The following is a 9,766-nucleotide window of genomic DNA, read 5'->3' as shown; positions in this document are numbered from 1 at the left end:
AGGCAGAGCCTTGTATTAAAAGCGCTCCTTTATTCCAGCGAGGCAGAGCCTCTAGATTAGCATTCCCAGGCAGAGCCGGGGAACGAGATATATCCCATCACCAAATAAGCACAAAATTATCAATGCACAAAATTCCTGTTACTGTCATCAAAAGCGCTCCTTTATTCCAGCGAGGCAGAGCCTTGTATTAAAAGCGCTCCTTTATTCCAGCGAGGCAGAGCCTCTAGATTAGCATTCCCAGGCAGAGCCTGGGAACAATATATCCCATTACCAAATAAGCACAAACAAAATTATCAATGCACAAAATTCCTGTTACTGTCATTACTGGTTTTCTCGGTAGCGGCAAAACTACCTTAATTCGCCACTTATTGCAAAATAATCAAGGTCGCCGAATTGCTGTTCTGGTTAACGAATTTGGCGAAATCGGAATTGACGGAGAACTGCTGCGCGATTGCCAAGTTTGCGACGAAGAAGAAAATGTTAACAGCAATATTGTTGAACTAACAAATGGTTGTCTTTGCTGCACTGTTCAAGAGGAATTCTTGCCGACTATGCAGGAATTGTTGAAGCGCAGAGAACAAATTGATTGTATCTTAATTGAGACTTCGGGCCTCGCACTTCCTAAACCTTTAATTCAAGCTTTTCGCTGGCCGGAAATTCGCACCGGTGCTACTGTGGACGGTGTGGTTGCTGTTGTCGATTGCGAAGCTATTGCTAGCGGTTCTTTTGTCGGTGATATCGATGCTTTGATGGCACAGCGGCAGGCTGATTCTAGTTTAGATCACGAAACTCCGATCGAGGAATTGTTTGAAGACCAGTTAGCCTGTGCCGATATGGTACTTTTAACGAAGGTCGATCGCGTAGATGCTGAAACTCACCAGAAAGTCCAAAGCTGGTTGCAACAAGAGTTGCGTCCGAGTGTGAAAATTGTTCCCTGCAAAGCTGGCGAAATTAACCCTGATGTGCTATTGGGATTTAATGCTGCGGTTGAGGATGATTTGGAGTCTCGCCCGAGTCACCACGATGCTGAGGAGGAACACGAACACGATGATGATATTAACTCGACTTACTTTATTGCCGATCGCGAATTTGAACCTGAAGCTTTGGTGAAAAAACTGCAATCCTTGATGCAGCAGGAGGAAATCTATCGGATTAAAGGGTTTGTGGCGGTTCCCAAGAAACCGATGAGGATGGTGTTGCAAGGTGTGGGCTCGCGCATAGAATATTTCTACGATCGCCTTTGGCAACCTTCCGAACTCCGCCAAACAAAATTAGTGCTGATCGGTCGGGAACTCGACTCTACTAAAATACAGTCATTCTTGTAGTTGAATGCGGGCGATCGCTTTTTTTGGAAAAAAGGCGATCGTTCTTCAATCATTCTGCACTCGATACTATTTCTAACGTCAAAATCCCGAGCGGTTTATTAACAACTAACTGCATCCTATCTAACCATTGGGAGCCGATTAAAATCTCCGGGATATCCTCTCCAACATGAACGGGAACGATCGACTCTTGACCGTCAATAATCACCCAAGCTTCATAGATATCAAAAAAACCTTCTCCCCGCGCTGTCTGCATCTCGATTTGCGGGGCAATTAAAGACCAATCTAAAGCATCTAAGTCTTGAGAATTCATTGCTATAAAACCTGTGGTAAAAGCAGTGTCTAGAATCACTTCCACAGGAAAAACCTCGCCATTAGAAGCAATCAATTCTATCTCAAAAAACAACTCTCCGTTTTCCCCAAACCTTCCTGATATCATATCCGACCGCAGGTCCCTCTTTCATTGAGGCAAAATATTGTTAGCCTCACATCTCCATCGCTATATTGTTCTTTAACTTTTTCAATGATTCCGAGAAATTTCCTGTCAATTACATACTCTCCACTGTCCGGCTCGATCGCAATAAACCAATTGTAATACTCGCCGATCAGTTCCGGGCGAAGTCGCTCAAATATTTCTCGACAGCGCAAACCGAGTTTAGTTCTTTGTGCTTGGCGCCTTGCTAATTCTTCGGGTGGTATAGTTTGTTCGGGAAAAATTCTACCGCGCAGCGCTTTTCGCTTGGAAGATAGCGGAGTCATGGTGTTTTTTCAATTAAATTTATAGATTGATTTATGATAACCCAACAATTATGATTTTGTCTATTTTTGACCGAATCCGACCGGAAAACCTCCAGGGAACAATTTATTAACATTTTGTAATATTCTTGCTACTAGCAGCCTGTCTGGTATAGAATAGCGATAATGGTTATCATTGTACAATAATCGAGGTCAAGTATGGTGAGTGCTGGGGCGATCGAATCAGTTCCTGTTACCGTTCTCACGGGCTATCTCGGTGCAGGCAAAACTACGCTACTCAACCGGATTTTAACAGAGGAACACGGCAAAAAAGTTGCAGTGATAGTCAACGAATTCGGCGAAGTAGGCATCGACAACCAACTGATAATTGATGCCGATGAAGAAATTTTCGAGATGAACAACGGCTGTATTTGCTGTACAGTCCGAGGCGATTTAATCCGGATTATCGGTAACTTAATGAAGCGGCGCGACAAATTCGACCACATAGTCATCGAAACCACAGGTTTAGCCGACCCCGCGCCCGTAATTCAGACATTTTTTGTAGACGAAGATATGCGGGACACGTTACTGCTAGATGCAGTTGTCACGGTAGTCGATGCCAAGCACATCTGGCAGCACTGGGACGCCGACGAAGCTCAAGAACAAATTGCATTTGCAGATGTAGTTTTGCTCAACAAAACTGATTTAGTGACTGATGAAGAATTGGCAGAATTAGAAAAGCGAATTCGCGCCATGAATGCAATGGCAAAAATTTACCGTACCCGCAATGCTGAATTACAAATGGATGCTTTGTTGGGCGTTAAAGCATTTGATTTGAACCGGGCATTAGAAATAGAACCAGACTTTTTGGGGGAACACACTCACGAACACGACGAAACTGTTACCTCAGTAGCAATAGTAGAAGCCGGCGCCATTGACCGCAACAAATTTAGCGATTGGATTGAGGAATTGTTGCGAACTCAAGGCCCGAATATCTTTCGGACCAAAGGCATTTTGAATATCGCCGGAGACAACAAGCGATTTGTTTTCCAAGGAGTACACATGGTGTTCGACGGCCGGCCGGATCGACCTTGGAAAGCTACCGAAACTCCGAAAAATGAACTCGTATTCATTGGTCGCAACTTAAACGAAAATCAATTGCGAGAGGATTTCCGTAAATGTCTGGTTTAGCTGACATCTTGAAGCATTTTTAATAAGCTTTTTATGAACAGGCTTTCCGGCCTGTTCCACAACAAGAAAATTCATCTCTTGTGGAACGGAACAGGCTTTCCGGCCTGTTCCACAAGCATAAAATTCATCTCTTGTGGAACGGGCATCTTGCCCGTTCTTAAGAATAGTGCCAAATCTCAGATTCAATAAATATGGGTAACAAAAACACAAATAAAAGTAAACAAACCCTGGAATTTCACGCCGAAGCAATGCTGTCTGACTACATAACGGCTGTTACTTGGTCGCCGGACGGCAAAACTTTAGCAGTCTGTTCCGCTGCAGGTGAAGTGATGCTGGCGAAAGTAGGGGCAGTTAATGAATTGTCCTTGCAACCGCTACAAACTGCCACGGGTAAATCCGCCGATTGCTTGTCTTTTTCCTCCGACAGTCAACTTCTAGCTGCTGGCGGACAAGACGGAAAAGTGCAAATTTGGCGCGCCGATTCGGGCGAATTAATTGCTGATTTGGATAACCAGCGCGTCTGGGTTGACAAGTTAGCTTGGAGTCCCCACTGCAATCAGTTAGCTTTCAGTATGGGCCGCTGCGTTCAAGTCTGGAATGCTGATGATAATGTTGTTGAAGTAACGCTGAATTTCGACTCATCATCTATCCTCGATTTAGCATGGCATCCTGTTCTTAAATATCTGGCAGTTAGCGGCTATCAAGGCGTCAAAGTTTGGAACGGCGAAGATTGGGACGAAAACCCGCACGTCTTGTCAGTACCGTCTGCAACAGGTGCAATTTCTTGGTCGCCGTCAGGGGAATATTTAGCTTGCGGCAATATGGACAACACCCTAATTGTTAATGAATGGGGCAGTTCTCAACCGTGGGTAATGCAGGGTTTTCCGGGGAAAGTTCGGGAGTTAGCTTGGTCGGATAAAACTAATTCTTTGGGTGCACCTTTGTTAGCTGCTTCGAGTTCTCAAGGCATTTCGGTCTGGGAAAGAGACGCTGATGAAGAAGTCGGTTGGGAAGGTTGGGCGTTAGAAGTGCATGAAAATGTGGTAAATGCGATCGCCTTTCAACCTACCACATTTTTATTAGCTTCCGCAGCCGCAGACGGTCAACTTTGTTTGTGGTACGAAGCAGAACAATTGCTGCAAATTCTAGAAGGTGCAGAGGGCGGTTTTTCCTGTCTCGCATGGCATCCCGAAGGCCAGTTTCTCGCGGCCGGCGGTTGTGGAGGCGAATTGCTTGTTTGGTCAAAATCTCTGGGCGGCAAAGAGTTCGGGCCCAGCAAGCTGTTATAAGTAGGGCGTCAAATTACTTTTTGCGTAAGTAAGCGTAAAAAATGCACAACAGATAGAGGCTGTGCGTCCAGGACTGTTATCCTCTCTTTCTTGTCAAAATCCCTTGACTGGGACTCAACAGCAAAGCTACTAAAAATAACCCAAAAACAACTAATACAATTGCCGCACCAGACGGCATATTCCAATAATAGCTGAGATACATACCAGTCACGCTAGCTGTAATCCCAATAAGTGAGCCTAATCCCATCATTAAATGTAGCTCTTTTACCAACAAATACGCCGTCATTCCCGGCCCGATTAATAGCGAAATTACTAACAGCGCCCCCACAGTTTGCAAACTCGCAACAATCGTCAGGGTAATCGCCGAAATCATCCCCAAATAAATCCAGTTTACAGGCAAACCGCACGCTTGCGCCCCCTGGGGGTCAAAAGTATAGAATAGCAGTTCTTTGTAAAGGAGTTTAACCGTCGCCAAAATAATCAAAGTAATGACAAAAGTCTGCTGCACGTCCGTCGGTGCAACTGATAATATATTTCCAAACAAAAACCCGTCTAAGTCTAATTTGGTTGTCCGCAATAGGCTAATCAGCGTGATGCTAATTGCTAAAAATGTAGACAAGATTAATGCCATAACTGCATCAATTTTTAGGCGCGATTGCGATTTAATCCAGGTCATTATTACCGCGCTGATAATTCCCGATATAAACGCGCCGATCGAAATATTGAAACCTAAAGAAAAAGCCACCGGCAATCCTGCTAATACCGAATGGGCAATCATGTCTACCATCATTCCCATTTGCTGTACAATTAAATAGGAGCCGACAACGGCGCAGAGAATTCCTAGCAAAACGCCGACGGCGATCGCATTTCGCATGAACTCGAAGTTGAGCGGATCAATTAGTAGATTTAACATTTAATTACTTACCTCAATAATCTTATTGTTTTAACCGCAGATACAGGCAGATAGACGCAGATACACGCAGATATAAGATAATTATCTGCGTTTATTTGTGTTCATCTGCGGTTAAAGATATTTTTTTACCTCACGCAGCAAGTAAACTTAAATCGTATCCATAGGCTTTTTGAATATTAGCGGCTGTGAGCACTTCCCGGCAGGAACCAGTTGCAATTAACTGCTTATTTAGCAATAATAAATTGTCGTACTGTTTTAAAGTTTCGCCTAAATCGTGGCTGATTACTAGCAAGGTTTTATTTTCGGCTTTGAGTTCGGCAAAAATATCGAAAATAATTTCTTCGGTTGCTTTGTCGATCGCGTTAAAAGGTTCGTCGAAGAAGAATAAATCGGCTTGTTGGGCGATCGACCTTGCTAAGAAAATCCGCTGCTGCTGTCCGCCGGAAAGTTCGCCAATTTGCCGATCGCGCAAATCCCACATTCCCACCCTCCGTAAAGCAGCTTTCACCAATTCTTGCGACTGCTTCGAGAAACTGCGACACCAACCAGTCTGAACGGTTCGCGCCATCATCACCGCATTCCACACCGTAATCGGATAATCCCAGTCAATTTGCGATCGCTGCGGCACATAAGCCACCCGCGACAACTGTTCCTTCAGCAGCCGCCCCTGATATTTCACTAAACCGCGACAGGTGGGGATCAATCCCAGCATCGCTTTCACCATCGTGCTTTTCCCCGCGCCGTTGGGACCGAACACGCCGGTTAATTGCCCGGGATCTAACTGGAAATTCACGCTGTTGAGGGCCGAAATTCCTCGATAATTGACAGCTAAGTCTTGCACTTCTAACATATTTCGAGATTTTGAGAACGATTCTTGTTCGTAGCTACTAGAATAGGATAACTCGAAAAAGCAATAACGATTATCGTTCCAAAGGTGAAAATGTTAAAGAAGATACAAAGAAAAACCGGTCGATTGTGCGGTGCAACTGTTTTGGCAATTGGCTGCGGGCTGGTTGGGTGCAGTGGAGGACAGAACGCAACCAATCGGGGGCCAGAGAGTCCCGCCGCAACTCAAACTCAAGCCAGTCGGGCCGCCAACTTGCCCAAAGTCGTGACCACGACTGGCGTTATCTGCGACATAACTAAGGAAATCGCTCAAAGTTCGATCGACACCACCTGTCTGCTGCAGCCGGGAGACGACCCCCACGCCTATCAAACTAAGCCGGAAGACCGCAAAGCGATTGAAACAGCAAATCTGATTTTATACGGCGGCTACAACCACGAACCCAGCATCATTAAGTTAATTCAATCCAGCAGTAATCCCGCACCCAAAATCGCGGTACACGAACTCGCCGTTCCCAAACCGCTGATGGGCGAACACGAGGACGAACACGGCGAAGAGAAAGCCCAAAACCAACCCCACGCAGAAGGCGAAAAAGTCCCTGACCCTCACGTTTGGCATAACCCTCAAAATGGCCTGCGCATGGTAGAAACAATTCGGGATGAATTGATCGAAGTTTCCCCCAGCAATGCTCAACTTTATACCAAAAATGCAGCAAGCTTAACAGATGAGCTGCAAAAAATAGATACTTGGATCAAAGCTCAAATTGCAACTATTCCTGCCCAAAAACGCAAGTTAGTAACAACTCACGATGCTCTGACTTACTATGCCGATGCTTACGGTTTGGAGAATGCGGTCGCTTTGCAAGGTGTGACGACAGAGGAACAGCCCACAGCAGCAAGAATTGCCGAATTATCTTCAGAAATTAAGACTGCAGGAGTGCCGACAATTTTTGCTGAAACTACAACTAATCCGAAGTTGATCGAGACTGTGGCGAGGGAGGCAAATGTCGAAATTTCGGAGAAGGAACTTTACAGCGACGAGTTGGGCGGCCCCGGCACCGGTGCTGATACATATCAGGGAATGCTGAAAACTAATACTTGCGCCATTACTTCTGGCCTCGGCGGCAATTGTACTCCTTTTGCAACAGAAGCAACACCAACTCCTAAACCATAGACTTCCTAGGGTGTTTTTCGGCGCACCTTACACTTTAACTTAAAACTCAAAAGTATTTTTGGTGGAGTCGGGGCGGGTTTACAAATACTCTGGAGGTGAGTTGCAGATGTTGGTGAACCCGCCCCTACAAGATTGTTATTTATTGTGATTTAAGGTGAATTTCCTTCATCGCTACTGGGGGGTTTTTGGCCAATTCCCAATTGCTTCTTAGAGGATTTTAAGTTTTTCCAAAGCACCTTAATATCTTTATAGGCTTTCTCAGCGCTAATTTTCCCCCCTGTTTCCAGCGAGCAAATATAAGTTATTTTCTGAGCAAATTCCTGCAAGTTGGCATTAAACGCCAAGTTTTCTGGTGTGAAATCACCGTAGTAACGATTGCGAGGATGTAAAAAATCTTCCCGCTCATTCATTGCCCCCTCCTAATTAAACTTTTGGTTTTCAACTTTTGCTGCGGTCTCTGCTGTTAATAGCACTATTCGTACTTAGTATCGCGACACAACTTACTTCTATTGTATTCCGCAAGTAGCAATTGTACTTAGTCTTCTGTATTTAGTCTTCTTTACTTACTCTATTAATGCAGTTTTAACCTTAAATTAGCTTTTTTTTAACCTTTCTTTAACCTAAAAATAGAATAATAATTGGGAAATGCGCTACTCGCATCTCCCTTTAGATAGATTTCAGAGTTGTGGATTAACCTTTTCTGAAGCCGAATATTTACTTGCTGCACTCGCAGCCGGTGTGGCCGCAGCCGCTGCCGTTGGGGTGGCCGTCAGCACAAGCACTGGAACAGTATGTTTTGCCCTCTTTTTCAATGGCGTCACTGAGGTTGACAATGCAGAGGCAAGAAGGACAGGCGCATTTCATTTGGGTGACGGTAGTCATTTTAGTTTTCCTTGTGGGTTTGTTTGTGCATACTTATATATGAACACATATTCAGATATGAGTCAAGGGTATGTAAAAGTTTTGTAACAAAAGGTTTGCCGATCGCACTAAAATGAAAATGAGAATTAAAACCAGCCTGGAAAAGATGTCACCAAACTCTGCTGTTAATGGAGCGATAAGTCAGCCTCGCGAAGTAAACGATACACCAACGTGCGAGCCCTCGCACCTAGTTGACTGTTCGCGGGCCGGGGACATTCAAACACAAGTTCTCAACACCGCAAAAGCCCAGCGGATGGCAGAGTTTTTCAGTCTTTTGGGAGATGCGAACCGCCTGCGGCTGCTGTCGGTTTTGGCAAAACAAGAACTGTGCGTGTGCGACTTGGCAGCAGCGTTGAGGATGAGCGAATCAGCAGTATCGCACCAGTTGCGGGCATTGCGGGCGATGCGGTTGGTAAGCTACCGCAAGGTTGGGAGACAAGTTTTTTATAGTTTACTCGATCGACACGTTTTGGAACTTTACCAAGCCGTGGCCGAACACTTAGACGAAGCAGAATAAGCTTTTGGGCGTGGGGCGGGTTGACTAATATCGTTCGCCTCGAAGATATTGGTGAACCCGGCCTCTCTTGGTGTCATATCAATTCCGGTTGCACCGTTCGGGATGGGGAGTCGGGAGTCGGGAGTCGGGAGTCGGGGAATGTGGAATTATTGTTGACTGTTGACTGTTGACTGATGACTGTTGACTGTTGACTGTTGACTGATGACTGATGACTGTTGACTGATGACTAATGACTGATGACTGATGACTGATGACTAATGACTAATGACTGTTGAAGTCGGGGTCGAAAAACTGACGGGGTAGTTGAGTATTGACTGTTGATTCGATTTGACGCCCGACGATGCTAGCGGAGTTGATGTCAACCTTCACAACCGGGTTTTTTGCCGTATCTACAGGCTGTAACGAAGTATTCTCGCCCATCAAACCCGGTTTCTGGCTGCCTGCTGTAAACTCGATATCAATCTTGGACGGTGTGGCCCGTAGCAACAACCGCCTGTGAAATTGACTCTTCAGAAGCTTGAGCTTCTACTGTAACAGTCTTAGCTGCGACATCCACATTCACAGTAGCACCGGAGTCAACAGTTTTGATAGCTTTGGTAATTGTATCAGCGCAGCCAGAGCAGACGATCGAAGGAACGTTAAGTAGTATTGCCATAATTAAGCAAATTTTCGTAGATAACAGTATTATTTTTTATTTTAATCTAAATTCGTGAAACACGCGCTTTTCCCGATTTCGGCAGGGGTTTAAACCCCTGCCTCAAAGCTCAATTCGGTTAAAACTTAGATGTTGCACCATTGTCAATTAACCTTTTATGAACAGGCAAGATGCCTGTTCCACAAGAAAATTTATCTTTTGTGGAA

General features: G+C 45.1%; 13 protein-coding genes. 5 read left to right on the top strand and 8 right to left on the bottom strand.

Going from position 1 to position 9,766, the window contains the following annotated elements:
• Nucleotides 1–296 precede the first annotated feature (296 nt).
• Nucleotides 297–1,325 carry a cobalamin biosynthesis protein CobW gene (gene cobW / locus QUB61_RS18235; RefSeq protein WP_333127445.1) on the top strand — a complete coding sequence of 343 codons (1,029 nt, stop codon included), beginning with the start codon at nucleotides 297–299 and terminating at the stop codon, nucleotides 1,323–1,325.
• A gap of 49 nt (nucleotides 1,326–1,374) precedes the next feature.
• Here the strand turns inward: cobW and QUB61_RS18230 are convergent, their stop codons facing one another.
• The gene (locus QUB61_RS18230; protein ID WP_333127443.1) at nucleotides 1,375–1,761 is read right to left on the bottom strand and encodes an aspartyl protease; all 387 of its coding nucleotides are present in this window, start codon (nucleotides 1,759–1,761) and stop codon (nucleotides 1,375–1,377) included.
• Nucleotides 1,758–2,081, bottom strand: coding sequence for a hypothetical protein (locus QUB61_RS18225; protein WP_333127441.1), 324 nt, complete (start codon nucleotides 2,079–2,081; stop codon nucleotides 1,758–1,760). Before QUB61_RS18225 ends, QUB61_RS18230 begins: the two co-directional genes overlap by 4 nt.
• A 195-nt stretch (nucleotides 2,082–2,276) precedes the next feature.
• Here QUB61_RS18225 and QUB61_RS18220 point away from each other — a divergent pair, with 195 nt between their 5' ends.
• Nucleotides 2,277–3,248: a GTP-binding protein gene (locus QUB61_RS18220; RefSeq protein WP_333127439.1), complete on the top strand. Its 972-nt coding sequence runs from the start codon at nucleotides 2,277–2,279 to the stop codon at nucleotides 3,246–3,248.
• A 191-nt stretch (nucleotides 3,249–3,439) separates the two neighbouring features.
• Nucleotides 3,440–4,537, top strand: a complete 1,098-nt coding sequence (locus QUB61_RS18215) for a WD40 repeat domain-containing protein (RefSeq protein WP_333127435.1) — start codon at nucleotides 3,440–3,442, stop codon at nucleotides 4,535–4,537.
• 76 nt (nucleotides 4,538–4,613) lie between these two features.
• On the opposite strand, the gene QUB61_RS18210 is transcribed toward QUB61_RS18215, so the two are convergent.
• Nucleotides 4,614–5,450, bottom strand: a complete 837-nt coding sequence (locus tag QUB61_RS18210; RefSeq protein ID WP_333127433.1) for a metal ABC transporter permease — start codon at nucleotides 5,448–5,450, stop codon at nucleotides 4,614–4,616.
• Between the two features lie 130 nt (nucleotides 5,451–5,580).
• Entirely contained in the window at nucleotides 5,581–6,300 is a 720-nt protein-coding gene (locus QUB61_RS18205; protein ID WP_333127431.1) for a metal ABC transporter ATP-binding protein, read from the bottom strand.
• Nucleotides 6,301–6,390: 90 nt separating this feature from the next.
• Here QUB61_RS18205 and QUB61_RS18200 point away from each other — a divergent pair, with 90 nt between their 5' ends.
• Nucleotides 6,391–7,467 (top strand): metal ABC transporter solute-binding protein, Zn/Mn family, encoded by a 1,077-nt coding sequence (locus QUB61_RS18200; RefSeq protein WP_333127429.1) that lies wholly within the window; start codon nucleotides 6,391–6,393, stop codon nucleotides 7,465–7,467.
• Between the two features lie 149 nt (nucleotides 7,468–7,616).
• Here the strand turns inward: QUB61_RS18200 and QUB61_RS18195 are convergent, their stop codons facing one another.
• Both QUB61_RS18195 and QUB61_RS18190 read right to left on the bottom strand, forming a co-directional pair.
• The gene (locus QUB61_RS18195) at nucleotides 7,617–7,877 is read right to left on the bottom strand and encodes a DUF7219 family protein (protein ID WP_333127427.1); all 261 of its coding nucleotides are present in this window, start codon (nucleotides 7,875–7,877) and stop codon (nucleotides 7,617–7,619) included.
• Nucleotides 7,878–8,181: 304 nt separating this feature from the next.
• Entirely contained in the window at nucleotides 8,182–8,349 is a 168-nt protein-coding gene (locus QUB61_RS18190; protein ID WP_333127425.1) for a metallothionein, read from the bottom strand.
• Nucleotides 8,350–8,494: 145 nt separating this feature from the next.
• On the opposite strand from QUB61_RS18190, the gene QUB61_RS18185 reads away from it, so the two are divergent.
• Nucleotides 8,495–8,905, top strand: coding sequence for a metalloregulator ArsR/SmtB family transcription factor (locus QUB61_RS18185; protein ID WP_333127508.1), 411 nt, complete (start codon nucleotides 8,495–8,497; stop codon nucleotides 8,903–8,905).
• A 261-nt stretch (nucleotides 8,906–9,166) separates the two neighbouring features.
• On the opposite strand, the gene QUB61_RS18180 is transcribed toward QUB61_RS18185, so the two are convergent.
• Together QUB61_RS18180 and QUB61_RS18175 are read right to left on the bottom strand one after the other, a co-directional pair.
• A complete protein-coding gene (locus tag QUB61_RS18180) occupies nucleotides 9,167–9,394 on the bottom strand; it encodes a hypothetical protein (RefSeq protein WP_333127423.1) in 228 nt (75 codons plus the stop codon).
• On the bottom strand, nucleotides 9,363–9,560 hold the full coding sequence (locus QUB61_RS18175; RefSeq protein WP_333127422.1) for a heavy-metal-associated domain-containing protein: 198 nt from the start codon (nucleotides 9,558–9,560) through the stop codon (nucleotides 9,363–9,365). The genes QUB61_RS18180 and QUB61_RS18175 overlap by 32 nt, the downstream gene beginning before the upstream one ends.
• Between the last annotated feature and the right edge of the window lie 206 nt (nucleotides 9,561–9,766).

Source organism: Microcoleus sp. C2D2, from assembly GCF_036702495.1.
GTDB lineage: Bacteria > Cyanobacteriota > Cyanobacteriia > Cyanobacteriales > Microcoleaceae > Microcoleus.
The sequence above is the reverse complement of the archived record's forward strand: the minus strand, read 5'-3'. Positions and strand labels throughout refer to the sequence as shown.